This is a genomic window from Bradyrhizobium pachyrhizi (assembly GCF_001189245.1).
In the GTDB taxonomy this organism is placed as follows: domain Bacteria; phylum Pseudomonadota; class Alphaproteobacteria; order Rhizobiales; family Xanthobacteraceae; genus Bradyrhizobium; species Bradyrhizobium pachyrhizi.
The window spans coordinates 2,142-19,230 of sequence record NZ_LFIQ01000123.1 but is presented as its reverse complement, the minus strand read 5'-3'; the positions used below and the strand labels follow the sequence as shown (position 1 = coordinate 19,230).

The 17,089-nt window shown below is 65.9% G+C and carries 18 protein-coding genes; 7 read left to right on the top strand and 11 right to left on the bottom strand.

Annotated features, from left to right (window positions below):
• The 3 genes from AKL29_RS46140 to AKL29_RS38315 form a co-directional block, all read right to left on the bottom strand.
• On the bottom strand, positions 1–1,031 hold a 1,031-nt coding region (locus AKL29_RS46140; protein WP_244482656.1), incomplete at its 3' end, for a branched-chain amino acid ABC transporter permease.
• Positions 1,032–1,045: 14 nt separating this feature from the next.
• Positions 1,046–1,921 carry a branched-chain amino acid ABC transporter permease gene (locus tag AKL29_RS38320; RefSeq protein WP_016843310.1) on the bottom strand — a complete coding sequence of 292 codons (876 nt, stop codon included), beginning with the start codon at positions 1,919–1,921 and terminating at the stop codon, positions 1,046–1,048.
• 115 nt (positions 1,922–2,036) lie between these two features.
• Entirely contained in the window at positions 2,037–3,392 is a 1,356-nt protein-coding gene (locus tag AKL29_RS38315) for a substrate-binding protein (RefSeq protein WP_050387755.1), read from the bottom strand.
• Between the two features lie 292 nt (positions 3,393–3,684).
• On the opposite strand from AKL29_RS38315, the gene AKL29_RS38310 reads away from it, so the two are divergent.
• Both AKL29_RS38310 and AKL29_RS38305 read left to right on the top strand, forming a co-directional pair.
• Positions 3,685–4,146 carry a hypothetical protein gene (locus tag AKL29_RS38310; RefSeq protein WP_244482651.1) on the top strand — a complete coding sequence of 154 codons (462 nt, stop codon included), beginning with the start codon at positions 3,685–3,687 and terminating at the stop codon, positions 4,144–4,146.
• 146 nt (positions 4,147–4,292) lie between these two features.
• On the top strand, positions 4,293–4,763 hold the full coding sequence (locus tag AKL29_RS38305) for a MarR family winged helix-turn-helix transcriptional regulator (RefSeq protein ID WP_050387754.1): 471 nt from the start codon (positions 4,293–4,295) through the stop codon (positions 4,761–4,763).
• 34 nt (positions 4,764–4,797) lie between these two features.
• Here the strand turns inward: AKL29_RS38305 and prfA are convergent, their stop codons facing one another.
• The 3 genes from prfA to AKL29_RS38290 form a co-directional block, all read right to left on the bottom strand.
• Positions 4,798–5,877 (bottom strand): peptide chain release factor 1, encoded by a 1,080-nt coding sequence (gene prfA / locus AKL29_RS38300; protein WP_050387753.1) that lies wholly within the window; start codon positions 5,875–5,877, stop codon positions 4,798–4,800.
• Between the two features lie 57 nt (positions 5,878–5,934).
• A complete protein-coding gene (ptsP, locus tag AKL29_RS38295; protein WP_028337326.1) occupies positions 5,935–8,202 on the bottom strand; it encodes a phosphoenolpyruvate--protein phosphotransferase in 2,268 nt (755 codons plus the stop codon).
• 419 nt (positions 8,203–8,621) lie between these two features.
• Positions 8,622–9,878: an aspartate kinase gene (locus AKL29_RS38290; protein ID WP_028337325.1), complete on the bottom strand. Its 1,257-nt coding sequence runs from the start codon at positions 9,876–9,878 to the stop codon at positions 8,622–8,624.
• 210 nt (positions 9,879–10,088) lie between these two features.
• Here AKL29_RS38290 and AKL29_RS38285 point away from each other — a divergent pair, with 210 nt between their 5' ends.
• The 4 genes from AKL29_RS38285 to AKL29_RS38270 all read left to right on the top strand — a co-directional run bounded on the left by AKL29_RS38285 (position 10,089) and on the right by AKL29_RS38270 (position 13,010).
• Positions 10,089–10,556: a PH domain-containing protein gene (locus tag AKL29_RS38285; protein WP_028337324.1), complete on the top strand. Its 468-nt coding sequence runs from the start codon at positions 10,089–10,091 to the stop codon at positions 10,554–10,556.
• A 14-nt stretch (positions 10,557–10,570) separates the two neighbouring features.
• A complete protein-coding gene (gene ubiG / locus AKL29_RS38280; protein WP_050387752.1) occupies positions 10,571–11,353 on the top strand; it encodes a bifunctional 2-polyprenyl-6-hydroxyphenol methylase/3-demethylubiquinol 3-O-methyltransferase UbiG in 783 nt (260 codons plus the stop codon).
• Positions 11,354–11,700: 347 nt separating this feature from the next.
• Positions 11,701–11,940 (top strand): GIY-YIG nuclease family protein, encoded by a 240-nt coding sequence (locus tag AKL29_RS38275; protein ID WP_244482655.1) that lies wholly within the window; start codon positions 11,701–11,703, stop codon positions 11,938–11,940.
• Positions 11,941–12,110: 170 nt separating this feature from the next.
• A complete protein-coding gene (locus AKL29_RS38270; RefSeq protein ID WP_050387751.1) occupies positions 12,111–13,010 on the top strand; it encodes a DMT family transporter in 900 nt (299 codons plus the stop codon).
• On the opposite strand, the gene AKL29_RS38265 is transcribed toward AKL29_RS38270, so the two are convergent.
• From AKL29_RS38265 to AKL29_RS38245, 5 genes are all read right to left on the bottom strand, one after another.
• The gene (locus tag AKL29_RS38265; protein ID WP_050387750.1) at positions 13,011–13,451 is read right to left on the bottom strand and encodes an EamA family transporter; all 441 of its coding nucleotides are present in this window, start codon (positions 13,449–13,451) and stop codon (positions 13,011–13,013) included. It lies immediately after the preceding gene.
• A gap of 113 nt (positions 13,452–13,564) precedes the next feature.
• Positions 13,565–14,035: a DUF1178 family protein gene (locus AKL29_RS38260; protein ID WP_028337319.1), complete on the bottom strand. Its 471-nt coding sequence runs from the start codon at positions 14,033–14,035 to the stop codon at positions 13,565–13,567.
• Positions 14,032–14,907 (bottom strand): carbon-nitrogen hydrolase family protein, encoded by an 876-nt coding sequence (locus AKL29_RS38255; RefSeq protein ID WP_028337318.1) that lies wholly within the window; start codon positions 14,905–14,907, stop codon positions 14,032–14,034. The genes AKL29_RS38260 and AKL29_RS38255 overlap by 4 nt, the downstream gene beginning before the upstream one ends.
• On the bottom strand, positions 14,907–15,179 hold the full coding sequence (grxC, locus tag AKL29_RS38250; protein ID WP_028337317.1) for a glutaredoxin 3: 273 nt from the start codon (positions 15,177–15,179) through the stop codon (positions 14,907–14,909). The genes AKL29_RS38255 and grxC overlap by 1 nt, the downstream gene beginning before the upstream one ends.
• 29 nt (positions 15,180–15,208) lie before the next feature.
• Positions 15,209–16,018 (bottom strand): ComF family protein, encoded by an 810-nt coding sequence (locus tag AKL29_RS38245; RefSeq protein WP_050387749.1) that lies wholly within the window; start codon positions 16,016–16,018, stop codon positions 15,209–15,211.
• 78 nt (positions 16,019–16,096) lie between these two features.
• Between AKL29_RS38245 and AKL29_RS38240 the strand changes: the two genes are divergently transcribed.
• Positions 16,097–16,939: a methyltransferase domain-containing protein gene (locus AKL29_RS38240; RefSeq protein WP_050387748.1), complete on the top strand. Its 843-nt coding sequence runs from the start codon at positions 16,097–16,099 to the stop codon at positions 16,937–16,939.
• The last annotated feature ends 150 nt before the right edge of the window (positions 16,940–17,089 follow it).

The following is a 17,089-nucleotide window of genomic DNA, read 5'->3' as shown; positions in this document are numbered from 1 at the left end:
CGGTCGCTTGCCACGGCGACGACCTCGGGCGCGCTCTCCTCCGGCTCCTTGGCGCCGCGCTGTCCGGTCAGGAGGCGGTAGAGATCGGCGAGGCCGCCGATGATGCCGCGGCGCAGGAAGCACACCAGCAGCACGAACACGATGCCGAGCACGAGCTTCCAGGCCGCGCCGAGCCCAAGCGCCGCCTGCAGGAAGTCCTGCAGTGACAGCCAAACCGCGGCGCCGACCAGCGGCCCGAACAGTGTGCCGCGGCCGCCGATCGCGGTCTGCATCACGAGCTGCCCCGACGTATCGAAGGTGAATGCGTCGGGCGGCATGAAGGCCTGCAGCACGCCGAGCAGCCCGCCGGCAAAGCCGGCATAGGCGGCGGCGATCACGAAGGCGGTCAGCTTGTAGCCGTGGATGTTGTGGCCGACCGCGGTCGCGCGCAGCGGATTGTCGCGGATCGCGCTGAACACGGCGCCGACCGGCGAGCGCACGATGCGCAGCGCGATCACGACGCCGATGAAGTAGCACAGCGCCAGGAACTGGTAGAGCGACCAGCCGGTGGTGAAGTGCAGCGTGGTGAAGCCGAGATTGAAGCTCGGGGTCGGCACGCCCGGCAGCCCGTTCTCGCCGCCGGTGAAGTCCGACAGCGGATTGAACTCGACGAAGAAGAACACCTCGGCGATCGCCACCGTGATCATCGCGAAATAGATGCCGGTGCGGCGCAGTGCGATCAGGCCGATCAGATAGCCGGTGGCGGCGGCCGCGATCATGCCGATGACGAGCGCGAGCACGACGTAGGGGAAGCCGGCGCGCGTCAACAGATAGGCGGCGACGAAGCCGCCGGTGCCGTAGAAGGCCGACTGGCCGAACGACAGCAGGCCGGTGAAGCCGAACAGGATGTCGAAGCCGAGGCCGAACAGACCCCAGACCAGGATCCGGTTCACGGTGTTGGGCGCGAAGCCGAGCCACGGCAGCACGAAGGGCGCGACGATCAGGCCGGCGGCCGTCAGGAATTCGATCAGGTATGGGCGCTGTTTAAGCATCTAAATATCCGTCGTCATTCGCGGCCCTGCGTGCCGAGCAGGCCATGCGGTCTGAGCACCAGCACGAGCGTCATCGCCGCGAACAGCATGACGTAGGCGTAACCGGGGTTGAACATCGAGGTGATGCTGATGATCTCGCCGGCGATCAGCCCGCCGAGGATGGCGCCGGGAAACGAGCCGACGCCGCCGATCACCACCACCACGAAGGTCTCGACCAGAATGTCGTCGCCGACACCCGGCGTCAGCGACACCACCGGCGCATTGATGATGCCGGCGAAGCCCGCGGCCATCGCGCCGATGCCGAACACGATCATGAAGACGCGGTAGACGTTGATGCCGAGCGAATCGACCATCACCGAATCCTCGATGCCGGCGCGCACGATCATGCCGAGCCGGGTGCGGTACAGGATCAGGAACAGCGCGCCGAGCGCGACCGCGACGATGCCGACGACCGCAAGCCGGTAGGTCGGATAGAACAGGAAGCCGAGCGAGGTGATGCCCTGCAGCAGCGCCGGCGGCGGCACCACCTGCGACTGGCTGGTGAAGATCAGCCGCACGATCTCGACGAAGCAGATGCCGAGGCCGAACGTGACCAGCAGCTGGTCCTCATGCGGGCGATGATAGAAATGGCGGATGATGATCCGCTCCATCGCGACGCCAAGCGCCATCACGAACAGCGAGCCCGCGATCACGGCGAGGATGAACGAGCCGGTGTAGGAATAGGTCACGTATCCGGCGTAGCCGCCGATCATGAACATGGCGCCGTGGGCGAGGTTGAGCACCCCGAGCGTGCCGTAGATGATCGTCAATCCGGAGCTGATCAGCGCCAGCAGCGCGCCGAGCGCCAGTCCGTTGAAAAGTTGCGAGACGAAATTTGGCCAGTTGATCATGGCGCGCGTTCACTCAGCCGTTTTATCTGGCCCGGTCGATGGAGGATGCGTTCCGAGAAAAGCGGCGCCGCGGGTCGGGTCGCCCCGCCCACGGCGCCGAGTCTTCCCACGTTAATCAGGTGTAGTCGCCGAGATGGCAGCCGAACGCATCCGGCTTCTGCATCAAGCCGTCGCCGGGGACGATCTCGATCACCTCGTAATAGTCCTCCTTGTTCTTCATCTCCTTTTCCATCTTGCCGCGGACGATGACGACGGGGCGGACGCACTGGTGATCCTCGGGGCGATAGTGGACGTCGCCGACCAGCGAGGGCAGCGTCTCGCCCTTCTCGTAGGCCTTGATGACGTCGGGCGGATAGAAGCTGCCGGCTTCCTCGACCATGCGCGCCCAGTGCGCGAAGCTGACATAGGCGTTCTCGGCGCCCCATTCCGGCTTGTATCCGTACTTCTTCTCGAAGGCCTCGTTGAACATCTTGGCCAGCGGATACTTGTCCTCGATGGTCCACCAATAGTCGGTCGCGGCGTAGACGCCCTGCATCAGGCCGCCGGTCTCGCGGGCGATGAACGGCACCTGGTAGGGCACCACGAGCTTCATCTTGTCGAGCACGCCGAACTGCTTGGCCTGCTGCGTCGACAGCACGGCGTCATGACCCCAGTTGACGTTGATCAGAACGTCGGCGCCGGAGTTCGCGACGTTGAGCAGATAGGACGAATAGTCCGGCGCGCCGAGCGGCGAGACCTGGTTGGTGACGGTGGTCCAGCCCGCCTCGGCGAGACGGTCCTGCATCGACTTGGTGACGGTGTGGCCGTAGGTGTAGTCGGGCGTGAGGTAGGCGGCCTTCTTGTTCTTGCCGAACTGCTTGATCAGCACCGGCGCGATCGCCGCCGCGGCGGTCTGGCCGAAGAAGTTCTGGCGGAAGCCGTAGCGCACGCAATCCTTGCCGGTGGTGTCGTTGGAGCCGGAAATGCCGCAGACGAAGATCACCTTCTCGCGCTGCGCCAGCTTGTTCAGCGCCACCGCGACCGCGCTCGACGTGCCGCCGGTGATCATCACCGCCTTGTTCTCGGAGATGAAGCGCTGCTGCGCCTGCACGGCCTCGTTCGGCTTCGCCGCGGAATCGGCGACGCCGAATTTCAGCTCCTTGCCGAGCACGCCCTTGCTGGTCTTCGGCGAGATCTTCTTGATCAGTTCGTGGCCGCTGTTGATGTGCTCGATCGCGAGCTGATAGCCCTTGAGCTCATCCTCGCCCTGCACCGCATAGGTGCCGGTGCGCGGGACCGAGATGCCGATGAACGCCGAAGAGCCCGACGTGCCCGCGGGATAGGTTCCGATCGCCGGGTGGTCCTCGGCGAATGCCCGCGATGCGATCGAGGCCGGCAGCACGCTGCCGCCGATCAGGCCCGCGCCGGCTTGCAGCAAAGTGCGGCGCGAAACGTTCGGGGCGCTGCCCGGCCGAAAATCCCTGGTGCTCATCGCTCAGTATCCTCCAATTATATTGATTGTTGGCGCGCATGCTCACTCGTCGCCTGATCGGATCGATCGGCGGCACGATGCGCCGGCTGCGATGGAGCAGCCTGTCACGGCTACAATTCCTCACCGGCATATTTAGTCAATGTCACCTTTCGTCGAATCATATCGGCCTACGATAGAAATAATATCGTTCTACGATGTATCGAGGGTTTACCGACCGGGTGCGGGTCCTGTAAGTGAGGGAGCGATGATCCAGGAGCCTTCAAGTCGCACCGGAAATCCCGGAGAGCACGCCGTGTCAGAGCACGGTCACGCCGTGACCGAGCACGGTGGCGCCGAGCAATCGGGCAGCCTGAGCATTCGCGCGATCAACGTCCTGAAGGAACTGGCGGTCGAGTTGCTCGACGAAGTGCCGCCGAAGGTGGGTTGGACGCCGCCGGACGATCTGTTGCGCCTGCTCACCGCGCGGCATCTCGCGACGGCGCGAAATTGCGGACGGCAAACCATGCGCGAGATCATCGCTTGGGCCGAGACGCGCGGAATAACGATCCCGTCTCCGCATCACACCGGCAAGTCGTTGTCGGAGGTCTGGGGCGATCTGGTCGAGCGTGCCTCGGCCGGGCATCTCACCAAGAGTGAGATCACCGAGGCGCTGGAGAAATCCATTCGCCGCAGGAGCCCGCGGATTCCGGTCGCGTTCCAGATCGTGCTGCTGAAGATATTGAGCTCGACCTACGATCACTGGCCGCAGCCCTGAGCTTGCCCGGCCCATGCCGTTCGATCGTCAAACCGTTGAAAACATGAGTGGAAGGGCGGCCGGTAGTATGGTGCGTCCGACGCGGGCTTGATAGCGTTGCACGGCGTCTGCCGTCCGGCGGAGCGAGCCAGCAGCAGGACGATCGAATGCCGCAACCAAAGCAACGACGAGCGCCCGCCGGAGCAACCAAGCGCAAGGCGGTGGCCGCGCCGGTGGACTACCGGGCGCTGGCGCAGTTTCGCTACGAGTTGCGGAGGTTTCTCGCATTCAGCGAGGAGGGAGCCCGGAAGGCCGGAATGACGCCGCGGCAGCACCAGGCGCTGCTCGGCATCAAGGGGTTCGTCGACCCCGGTCCGCCGACCGTCGGCGACATCGCGCGGTTCCTGCTGATCCGGCATCACTCCGCCGTCGAACTGATGAACCGCATGGCAAAGCTCGGGCTGGTCAGCCGCCTTGCCGATCCCGATGACGCGAGGCGGGTTCAGCTCAAGCTGACGGCGAAGGGCGAGCAGAAGCTCCAGGCGGTCTCGAAGAAGAACATCGAGGAGCTGCGCCGCGTCGCGAGCCCGGCGTTGCGCCGCTTGCTGAAGTCCTCGCCGTCTTCCGGAGAGGACTGAGCGTAGCATCCGCCGGCGCAAGCGGCGGCGCGCGTCAGGCCGCGGCGCCCTGCGCGGCGAGCTGTGCCGCCTGGTGTTCGGTCGTCAGCGCGTCGATCAATTCGCCGAGCGCTTCGCCCGCGATCACCTGCGGCAGCTTGTAGAGCGTCAGGTTGATGCGGTGGTCGGTGACTCTCCCTTGCGGGAAATTATAGGTGCGGATGCGCTCGGAGCGGTCGCCGGAGCCGACCTTTTCCTTGCGGTCGGCGGAGCGCGCCGCCTCGACGCGCTGGCGCTCGGCATCGTAGATGCGCGAGCGCAGAATGTTCATCGCCGATGCCCGGTTCTTGTGCTGCGAGCGGCTGTCCTGCATCATCACCACGATGCCGGTCGGCAGATGGGTGATGCGGATCGCCGATTCGGTTTTGTTGACGTGCTGACCGCCGGCGCCGCCCGCGCGCATGGTCTCGATCCTCAAGTCCGTGTCCTTGATATCGACGTCGACGTCCTCGACCTCCGGCAACACGGCGACCGTGGCGGCCGAGGTGTGGATGCGGCCCTGCGTCTCGGTGTCGGGCACGCGCTGCACGCGGTGCACGCCGGATTCGAATTTCAGCTTGGCGAACGCGCCGCGGCCCTGCACCTCGGCGATGATTTCCTTGTAGCCGCCGACGGTGCCTTCGCTCGCCGAGATCACCTCGACCTTCCAGCCCTGCAAGGACGCGAAGCGCTCATACATCCGGAACAGGTCGCCGGCGAACAGCGACGCCTCGTCGCCGCCGGTGCCGGCGCGGATTTCCAGCATCACGTTGCGGTCGTCCATCGCGTCCTTCGGCAACAGCGCGATCCGGATCTGCTGCTCGAGCTCGCCGATCCGCGCCTGCAGCGTTTCCAGCTCGGCTTCCGCCATGCTGCGCATCTCGGGATCGGTCCCCGCATCCGCCAGCATCGCCTCTGTATCGGTGAGCTCCGATCGGGCGGAGCGATAGAGCTTCACCGCGTCGATCAACGGATTGAGCTCGGCGAGCTCGCGCGTGATCGCAACATAGCGATCGGACTTGACCTCGCCGAGCAGCTCGGCCTCGAGCGAGGCGTGATGGGCGAGCAGGACGTCGAGTTTGGCTTCGGGTAGCATGGCGGTATCTCGAATTGCGGAAGGTACGGAAGGGCGGCAGCGGCGACGGCAGCGTCGCTACAAGGCCAGCCCCTCGGTTTCCGCAAACTTCGTCAGCGCCTCGCGGATCGAGACGCTGCCGACCGGCGCGTCCAGCAGCGGATTGATCATCGCCTCGGCCTTCTTGGCGTCGAGGTCGAGGATCAACGCCTTGACCGGGCCGTGCGCGGTTGCCGACAATGAAAGCGAACGGTAGCCGATCGCGATCAGCGCCAGCGCGCCGATCGGCTTCGAGGCCATCTCGCCGCACAGCGAGGCGGCCTTCTTCGCCGCCTTGGCCTTGCGCACGATGTCGCGCAGCGCGCGCAGGATCGGCGCTGACAAAATGTCGAAACGTTCGGAGACTTTGGCATTGCCGCGGTCGACCGCAAACAGGAACTGGAACAGATCGTTGGAGCCGACCGAGACGAAGTCGACCTTCTTCAGGAGCTCGTCGAGCTGGTAGAGCAGCGCCGGCACCTCGACCATGGTGCCGATATCGATCCGCTCGGGCAGCGAATGGCCGTGCTGGCGCAGATAGGTCAGCTCGCGCTCGACGATCGCCTTGGCCTGGTCGAACTCGGCGATGTCCGAGATCATCGGGAACATGATCTTCAGCGCGCGGCCGCCGCCGGCGCGCAGCAGCGCGCGGATCTGGCCGCGCAGCAGGCCGGGACGGTCGAGGCCGAGCCGGATCGCGCGCCAGCCGAGCGCGGGATTTTCCTCGATCACGGTCTCCATATAGGGCAGCGCCTTGTCGCCGCCGATGTCGAGCGTGCGGAAGGTGACGGGCTTTGAGCCCGCGGCGTCGAGCACGGTGCGGTACAGCGCGAGCTGGTCGCTCGAGCGCGGCAGGTTCGGGCTCACCATGAACTGCAATTCGGTGCGGAACAGGCCGATGCCGGCGCTGCCGGTGTCGTCGATATGCGGCAGGTCGATGGTCAGGCCGGCATTGATCAGAAGCTCGATCGGCTGGCCGTCCTTGGTCACGCAGGCCTTGTCGCGCAGCGCCGAATATTGCGCCTGCCGGCGCGCCCGGAACCGGACGCGCTCGGCATAGGCGGATTCGATCTCGGTCGAGGGGCGGACATAGATCTCGCCGGAAATGCCGTCGACGATGATGGCGTCGCCCGGATCGGCGATGCCGGGCGCGTTCGGCACCTCGCCGACCGCGGGAATGCCGAGCGCGCGCGCCACGATCGAGACGTGGGAATTCGCGGTGCCTTCCTCCAGCACCAGGCCGCGCAGCCGCTTGCGGTCATAGTCGAGCAGGGCCGCCGGACCCATCGCGCGGGCGATCAGGATGGCGTTGTCGGGCAGCTGCTCGCGCGAGGGCGCATGGTCCTGGCCGACCAGCTGCCGCATCAGGCGATGGCCGAGATCCTCGAGGTCATGCAGGCGGTCGCGCAGATAGGGATCGGTCGAGCGCAGCATGCGCGCGCGGGTGTCGGACTGCACGCGCTCGACGGCGGCTTCCGCGGTGAGGCCGGTGGCGACCGCCTCATGCAGCTTGTGCGACCAGCCCTGGTCGTTGGCGAACATGCGGTAGGCTTCCAGCACCTCGCGGTGCTCGCCGCCATCGGCGACGTCGCCGCGCTCCAGCATGCGGTCGAGATCGGCGCGCAAATTGGCGAGCGCAGTGTCGAGCCGCTTGATCTCCTTCGGCAGATCCTCGGCGATGTAGTTGGTGATGACGACGCGCGGCTCGTGCAGCACGACATGGCCGAGCGCGATGCCGTCGGAGAGCACTGCGCCGGTCTTGTGCAGCGAGTGCCGCGCGGCGGGCTCGGCGCCGGGCTGCGCCAGCGCGGCAAGCTCGCCGGAGGCGATCATCTCCGCCAGCACCATGGCGGTGGTCTGCAGCGCCTCGACTTCTTCCTCGACATAGGTGCGCTTGGCGCGGTTCTGCACCACGAGCACGCCGAGCGTGTTGCCGGCGCGCAGGATCGGCACGCCGAGGAACGAGTGGTAGGCCTCTTCGCCGGTCTCCGGGCGGTAGGCGAAGGCGGGATGGCTTTGCGCGTCGGACAGATTGAGCGGCGTCGCCTCGCTGGCAACGAGGCCGACCAGGCCTTCATGCGCGCTCATCACGGTGCGGTGGACGGCGTCGCGGTTCAGACCTTCGGTGGCATAGAGCTCGAGGGTGTTGTCGATGCGCAGCACGTAGCAGGAGCAGACCTCGGCCACCATGTTGGCCGCGATCAGCACCACGATCTTGTCGAGCCGCTCCTGGGCGGAGACTTGCTCCGCCATTGTCTCGCGGAGCCGTCTCAACAGGATGCGGGGGCCTCCCGACGCGCTCCGCATGTGTTTCAGTCCCTCCCCACGAAGCCAGCGCACCGGTGCGGCCGGCCGCTGGCGCATAACTCGTCAAAAACAACAATTTTAATCATTCGGCGTCGCCGCTCGCCAGTTCCCGCCGATTCGGGATCACTAAACTGTGCCACAGTTTGCGACAGCCTACCTGACTGGCCGTATAGCCAATCGAGGCTTGCTTTGCCAAGCAAAACGCCTGCCAGTAGCAAATAACGTCTGCGTCAGCCCAATGCTGCGCCCGCTAAGAGAAATTCTAACTCCGGGGCGCGGCTGGGGAGCACCGCCAGTGCTCGGTCTCGTCGTTCCGGGGCGTCGCGAAGCGGCGAACCCGGAACCTCGAGATTCCGGGTTCGATGCTGTCGCATCGCCCGGAATGACAGCGGAGCGAGCGCCGCCCCCGCCGGTCGCGCTTACGCCTGGTCGAGGCCGTACAGCGTGTGCAGCGTGCGGACCGCGAGCTCGGTATAGGCGGCGTCGATCAGGACCGAGAACTTGATCTCGGAGGTGGTGATGGCGCGGATGTTGATGTTGCGGTCGGCCAGCGCCTTGAACGCCTTGGCCGCGACGCCGGCATGGCTGCGCATGCCGCTGCCGATCACCGAGACCTTGGCGACGTCGGTCGCGGTATCTACGCGGGCGTAGCCGATCTTGGCCTTGGCGGCGGTAATCGTGTCCTTGGCGCGGTTATAGTCGCTGGCCGGAACGGTGAAGGTGAGGTCGGTGGTCTTGCCGTCCTCGGACACGTTCTGCACGATCATGTCGACATTGATGTTGGCATCCGCGAGCGGCCCGAAGATCGCGGCGGCGACGCCGGGCTTGTCCTCGATCTGGCGCACGGAAATCTGGGCTTCGTCCTTGGAGAAGGCGATGCCGGTGACGACGTGCATTTCCATGATTTCCTCCTCGCTGCAGATCAGCGTGCCCGGCGGCTGGTTGGCGTGCGGGTCGATATCCTCTGGCTTGTCGAAGCTGGAGCGCACGAAGATCGGCATGTTGTGCACCATGCCGAGTTCCACCGAGCGAACCTGCAGCACCTTGGCGCCCTGCGAGGCCAGTTCCAGCATGTCCTCGAAGGCGATCTTGTCGAGCCGGCGCGCCTTCGGCACCACGCGGGGATCGGTGGTGTAGACGCCGTCGACATCGGTGTAGATGTCGCAGCGGTCGGCCTTCAGCGCAGCGGCGATCGCCACCGCCGAGGTGTCCGAGCCGCCGCGGCCGAGCGTTGTGATGCGGCCGGTGTCGGGATTGATGCCCTGGAAGCCGGCGATCACGGCGACTTCCTTGCGTTCCTTGAAGCGGGTGACGATCTCGGTGCCGTCGATGTCGAGGATGCGCGCCGAGGCATGCGCGTCCGAGGTCTTGATCGGGATCTGCCAGCCCTGCCAGGAGCGCGCCTGGATGCCGATGCCCTGCAGCACGATCGCGAGCAGGCCCGAAGTGACCTGTTCGCCGGAGGCGACCACCGCGTCATATTCGCGCGCGTCGTGCATCGGCGAGGCATCGGTGCACCAGGCCACCAGCTCATTGGTCTTGCCGGACATCGCGGAGACGACGACGGCGACCTCGTGGCCCGCGTCGACCTCGCGCTTCACATGCTGCGCGACGTTGCGGATACGATCGATATTGGCGACGGATGTACCGCCGAATTTCATCACGAGGCGGCCCATGACGACGCGTCTATTCCTTTAAGAGGATAAGTAGGTTAACCCACGCCGAAAACCGCAAGCGCGGGGACCGAAACGCGCGTATACATAGCGCCGCGCCCGGGGGCAAGCCGGTAGGTAGGGGGCCCTCGAGTGTCTTTTGGGGGTGTTTTGGCCGGTTGCGGGCGGGTTGTGGCGCACGGGTAACACGAGGGCAACTCGAAGGCGGATTGGATGGGACGTTATATCGACGAGATCCTGCAGCCTGGCGAGAAGGTGCTGTATTCCACCAATGCGCACTGGATGTTCTATTTGCCGGCGATCGGGGCCTGGATCGTGGTGCTGGCGCTCTTGATCCTGTCGCGGATGACCACGGTCGACGGCCTCGTGATGGCCTGCTTTGCCGCCGCCGCCGTGGTCGCGGTCGCGGCGCTGTACTGGACCGCCGCGGCCTGGTTCCACCGCTGGACCACCGAAACCGACGTCACCAATTTCCGCGTGGTGCACAAGAGCGGCTTCATCAAGCGGCGCACCTTCGAGATGAGCCTCGACAAGGTCGAGAGCGTCGACGTCAACCAGAGCATCATGGGACGCCTGCTCAATTATGGCGACGTCACCATCCGCGGCGTCGGCGAGGGCATCGAGACCATCAAGACCATCGCCGCGCCGCTGTCGTTCCGCAATTCGATCACCGCGCGATAGGGGCGCGCGCAATCATGGCCACGCAATCAACTCTTTCCAGTTCCTCCGCCAGTTCCTCCGCCAATGCCTCCGCAAGCTCGGTCGATCCGGCCGAGGTCGCGAAATTCTCGAAACTGTCCGATGAATGGTGGGATCCGCGCGGCAAGATGGCGCCGCTGCACAAGATCAACCCGCTGCGCCTGACCTATATCCGCGACGCCGCCTGCCGCAAATTCGAGCGCAACGCCAAGAGCCTCAGCTGCCTGTCCGGCCTGCGCCTGCTCGACATCGGCTGCGGCGCCGGCCTGTTGTGCGAGCCGTTCACGCGGCTCGGCGCCCAGGTGATCGGGATCGATCCCTCCGCCACCAACATCGCTGCAGCGAAGCTGCACGCCGACAAGGGCCATCTGTCGATCGACTACCGCTGCACCACGGTGGAGGAGATGGACGCCCGCGAGCGCTTCGACATCGTGCTGGCGATGGAGGTGGTCGAGCACGTCAACGACGTCGGCGCCTTCATCAAGCGCTGCGCTGTCATGCTCAAGCCCGGCGGGCTGATGGTGGTCTCGACCCTGAACCGCAACTGGAAGAGCTTCGCGCTGGCGATCGTCGGCGCCGAATACGTGCTGCGCTGGCTGCCGCGCGGCACCCACGAGTGGAGCAAGTTCGTCACCCCCGCCGAGCTCGAGCGCTATCTCGGCGACGTCAACCTCACCGTCACCGAGCAGGCCGGCGTGGTCTACAACCCGCTCGCCGACAAATGGACCGTGTCGACCGACATGGACGTGAACTACATGGTGGTGGCGGAAGAGGTGTGAGTTAGATGCCACGGTCGCGGCCACACGATAGGCGTCGTCCCTGCGAAAGCAGGGACCCATAACCACCGGCTCCAACAGTTGGGCGAGGTCCGCGTTCCGATTTGTTGTAGGGTCAGCTGTCCGGCTATCGTGCCCCAAACAGCTCCCTGTGGTTATGGGCCCCTGCTTTCGCAGGGGCGACGCGGAGTTTGTGGCGCGACTGGTGGAGATGTGAGACGCTGTGTCCTCCCAAAGGTGTCGTCCCTGCGAAAGCAGGGACCCATAACCACCGGCCCAAATAATTGGGCGAGGTCAGCGTTCCGAGCATGTATTACGTCTACATCCTCGCAAGCTGACGCCATGGCACGCTGTATATCGGCGTGACGAATTCCGTACAGAAGCGGCTCGAGGAGCATAGAGCCGGGATAGGCTCGTCGTTCGTCAAGACATATGGTGTCTACCGCCTCGTCTACGTGGAAGCCTACGAGCGGGCTGAAGAAGCCATCGCTCGCGAAAAGCAACTCAAACGATGGAAGCGCGACTGGAAGATCGAGCTGATTGAACGCGAGAATCTCGAATGGCGAGACCTCAGCGACCTGCTTGTCTGACCGGCGTGCCACATACTGCTCCCCGTGGTTATGGGTCCCTGCGTTCGCAGGGACGACGGCGAGTTTGCGGAGACCACGCAGCCCTGTCATGCACCGCCTCGGTTGACCGCGTCGGCCACAATCGGCACGCTGCGCGCATATTCCCGCCCGGCACACCTCCCTTATCCTGCATGCTCACCATCGCCTCGCTCTGGATTCCCTTCACCATCGTCGCTGCGTTCGGGCAGGTGGCGCGCAATGCGATGCAGCGGCATCTGACCGGGCCGCTCGGGACCTGGGGCGCGACCAATATCCGCTTCCTGTTCGGCCTGCCGTTCTCGGTCGTGTTCTTCGCGCTGGCGGTGCTGCTGACCGGCGATCGCGTGCCGTGGCCGGCGGCCGCGTTCTGGCCGTGGCTGGTAACCGGCGCGCTCAGCCAGATCGTCGGCACCGGTTTCATGCTGCTGGCGATGAACGACCGCTCCTTCGTGGTGACGACGGCCTACATGAAGACCGAGGCGATCCAGACCGCGATCTTCGGCTTCATCTTCCTCGGCGATCATCTCACGACGACCAAGGTGATCGCGATCGTGATCGCGACCATCGGCGTCGTCGTCACCGCGCTGCGGCCCGGCGGGCAGAAGAGCTTTGCCGACCTGCGCCCGACCGTGCTCGGCCTCGGCGCCGCCGCGGTGTTCGCGATCTCGGCGGTGAGCTTTCGCGGCGCGATCATCGCGGTGCCCTCAGTCTCATTTGTCACGGCGGCCTCCTACACGCTGATGTGGAGCCTCCTCGTGCAGACGCTGATCCTGTCGGTCTATCTGTTGCTGCGCGCACCCGACGTGCTGAGGTCGATCCTCAGGCTGTGGCGGCCCTCGATGTTCGCGGGCTTCATGGGCGCGTTCTCATCGCAATTCTGGTTCCTGGCGTTCGCGCTCACCGCCGCCGCCAATGTGCGCACGCTGGCGCTGATCGAGGTGCTGTTCGCGCAGGGCGTGGCCTATTTCTCGCTCAAGCAGCCGTTCTCGCTGCGCGAGGTGTTCGGCATCGTCCTGATCGTGATCGGCGTCGCGCTGCTGATCGCCGCGTAATTACCCTTTCACCGCAATCAGCACCGCACCCGCCGAGATCAGCGCGATCCCGAGCCAGCCATAGGCCGAGGGGCGCTCGCCGAGGAAGACCGCGCCGAACAGCGCCACCAGTACCACGCTGAGCTTGTCGATCGGCGCGACCAGCGTCGCCGGTCCGAGCTTGAGCGCGCGGAAATAGCAGATCCACGACGCGCCGGTGCCGAGCCCGGACAACAGCAGGAACAGCCAGCTCTTCGCCGAGATCGGCCCGGACTGGGTGAACTGCCCGGTCGCGAACAGGATGGCCGACAGCGTGATCAAGACGACCACGGTGCGGATCAGGGTGGCGAGATCGGAGTTGATGCCCTCGACGCCGACCTTGGCGAAGATCGCGGTCAGCGCGGCGAAAACGGCGGAAAGAAACGCCCAGACCTGCCAGGAGGAGAATGAGTCGGGGGTCATGCTTCCTCGTGGCCGTCATTCCGGGGCGCGCGCAGCGCGAACCCGGAATCCGGAGAGTGTGGCGCGAGATTCCGGGTCTGGTCCTTCGGACCATCCCGGAATGACGGAGTGAATCAATTCCGGTCTTCCGGCAGCGTCGGCAGCGGCGAGACCTCGACGCCTTCATCGATCAGCGCGCGGGCCTCTTCGGGCGAGGCTTCGCCATAGATCGGCCGGTGCTCGATATCGCCGTAGTGCATCTTGCGCGCTTCGTTCGGGAAGCGGTCGCCGACATTGTCGGCGTTCTTCACGATGTGGTCGCGCAGCTCCTTCAGCTTGCTGCGAAGCTCGCGCTCCTGCGCCATCATCAGCGACGTCGATTCATTGCCGGTCGCTTCGACGGGCGCGGCCGGCGCCGGCTGGGCCGGTTCGCGGCCCTTCTTGCTGACGATCTGCGGCGCCATGATCGCGCGCTCGATCTTGCTTGAGCCGCAGGACGGGCAATCGATCAGGTGACGTCGCTCCTGCGATTCATAGGCCGCGGAGCTCTGGAACCAGCTCTCGAACTGGTGGCCGCGCTCGCAGCGCAGCGTGTAGCGGATCATGCCGAACCCCGGACGAGGTGCAGATGCTCCGGGCCGGCCTTGGGGTCGGCAATGCCGAAACGCCTGCCATGCTGCAGCGAGGGAATGGTCTTGCGCGCGGTTTCGACCTTGGCGGGGTCGATCTCGGCCAGGAACACGCCCGGCTCGACGCCGCCCTCGGCGAGGATCTCGCCCCAGGGGTCGATGATCAGCGAATGCCCGAAGGTCTCGCGCTTGTTCTCATGCAGGCCGGCCTGCGCCGCTGCGAACACGAAGCAGCCGGTCTCGATGGCGCGGGCGCGCAGCAGCGTGTGCCAATGCGCTTCGCCGGTCTTGCGGGTGAAGGCGGACGGTACGGTGAGGAACGATGCACCGGCCTCGGCCAGCGCGCGGTACAGCGCCGGGAAGCGCACGTCGTAGCAAATCGTCAGTCCGATCCGGCCCCAGGGCAGGTCGGAGATCACGGCGGTCTCGCCGGGCTGATAATTGGCCGATTCGCGATAGCTTTCGCCGCCCGGCAGATCGATATCGAACATATGGATCTTGTCGTAGCTCGCGAGCAGATTGCCCTCGGGCCCGATCAGGAACGAACGGTTGACCGCCTTCTCCGGCGAGTAGCGCAGCGCCAGCGAGCCGATATGCAGGTGGATCTTCAGCTCGGCGGCGAGCGCGCAATACGCCTTGAGCGACTTGTCGTCCTCTTCGCTCGCCAGATGCTCGAACAGCGCTTTGCGGTTCAGCTGCATCATGTTGCTGACCTCAGGGGTCAGCACGTATTTGGCACCCTGCGCCGCCGCCTCGCGGATCAGCTGCGTGCCCTGCTCGAGGCTCGGCTCCGGCAGCAATCCGGTGCGCATCTGCACCATGGCGGCAGTGAAAATGTTCTCCGTCATCAGGCGCCGCCTCCGTTGCTGAGCAGGCCATCGAGCTTGCCCTCGCGGTCGAGCGCATAGAGCTCGTCGCAGCCGCCGACATGGGTCTTGCCGATGAAGATCTGCGGGAAGGTCGAGCCCGCGCCGGCGCGGCCATACATCTCGTCGCGATAGGCCGGGTTGCTGGCGACGCTCAATTCGGTGAACGCGGCGTTCTTGCGCGTCAAAAGCGATTTGGCCGCGGTGCAATAACCGCAGCCCGGGCGGGTATAGATTTCAATGGCAGCGGTCATGGTGCGCTCGGTTGAACCAGAATGTCAGATTATATGGGAGCGCGGTGGGTATCGACAACCCGGGCAAACACCAGCACGTCGACCTGCGCGGCTTTGGCGCGGAGCAGCGCCCGCGCGCAGGCGTCCACTGTCGCGCCCGAGGTCAGGACGTCGTCGATCAGGATCACACGGCGGCCCTGGACGTCAGCCTTGCGTTCATCGGCGACCCCGAATGCGCCCTGCACATTGCTGGCGCGGTCCTTGCGTGACAGCCCGATCTGCTGCTCGGTGGCGCGGATGCGCCGCAGCGCTTCGGCAGCCATTTTGACGCCGCTCTGGAGCGCGATCACCTTGGCGAGCGCCCCGGACTGGTTGTAGCGCCGGCTCCAGCCGCGCCGCCAGTGCAGAGGAACCGGAACCAGCAGATCGGCCTCGCGTAGCAATTCCTTCCCCGCCCGCGCCATCCAGCGACCCATAGTCGGCGCCAGATCGGTGCGATCCTGGTACTTCAATGCGTGCACCAGCGTGCGCGCGACATCGTCATAGCGCACCGCGGCGCGGGCGCGCTGGTAGGCCGGCGGATTGGCGATCGCCTCCATCGACAGCAGCTCGGGCCCGGGATCGTAGACGAAGGGAATGCCAAGCCGCGGGCAGAACGGCGGCGCGATGAACGACAATCTGGCCCAGCAGGCCGCGCACGCCCCCTCGCCATCGACCGGCTCGCGGCACGAAACGCATAGCGTCGGCAGCGCGATATCGAGCGTCAGCCGCGCCGTGCGCAGCCACGCGCCCCCGATCGCGCCAAGTGCGCGCTGGACGTGACCGGTAATGGAGCGTGTCGGTGATGCCTCGGCGTCCATGGCGGGCGAGGCTAGCGTTTGAGCAGCGCGGGCTCAAGGCGCATTGCCTGCGGCGGCGGTCCGGCGTAACCAGCGGGCATGGCAGCGCCTCCGCCCTCAGCCCCCATCCTGTTCGATCGCGCCGTGCTCGGCGCGCGGCTGGCGCGCGCGCGGCGCGAGGGGGCGGCGACGTTCCTGCTCGATCGCGCCACCGAAGACATGACGGATCGGCTGCAGGCGGTGTCGCGCAGCTTTTCCGCGGCGGCCGACGTCTGGACGCCGGGCAACGGGCTCGCGGACGCCCTGCATGGGCGTGTCGCCGCGGTCGATGCGATCGGATTCAGTGAGGCGGAATCGCTCGGACTGGCGCCGGAGTCGCGCGATCTAGTGGTCTCCGCGCTCGCCTTCCAGTTCGTCAACGACCTACCGGGCGTGCTGGCGCAGATCCGCCGGGCGCTGAAGCCGGACGGGCTACTGCTGGCGGCGATGCTCGGCGGCGATACGCTGACCGAGCTGCGGCAGAGCTTTGCCGCGGCAGAGGCGGAGTGCGAGGGCGGGGCCTCGCCGCGCGTCGTGCCGTTCGCCGATCTGCGCGACATCGGCGCGCTGCTGCAGCGCGCAGGATTCGCGCTGCCGGTCACCGACGTCGACCGCGTCGTGGTGCGCTATGCCAGCGCGTTCGCGCTGATGGCTGACCTGCGGCGCATGGGCGCGACCAATGTGCTGCGCGAGCGACGTCACACCTTAACTCGCCGCGCCACCATGCTGCGCATGGCGCAAATCTACGGCGAGCGCTTCGCCGATTCCGACGGCCGCATCCGCGCCACCTTCGACATCGTCTGGCTGTCCGGCTGGGCGCCGCATGAAAGCCAGCCGAAGCCGCTCAAGCCCGGCTCGGCGAAGGCGAGCCTTGAGGCGGCGGTGAAGCAGGCGAAGCGCTGAAGCGTGAGGTGAGCACGCTGCGCAGGCTCCCTTCCTCCTTGCGGGGGAGGGCTATCGCAGATGGTTTCGCCAGCTGGCAGGCCGCATCAATACGCAGGTGACGACATCGCGTGGTGTGACGCCTGGAATAGAGAACCATCCTCAGCGTCC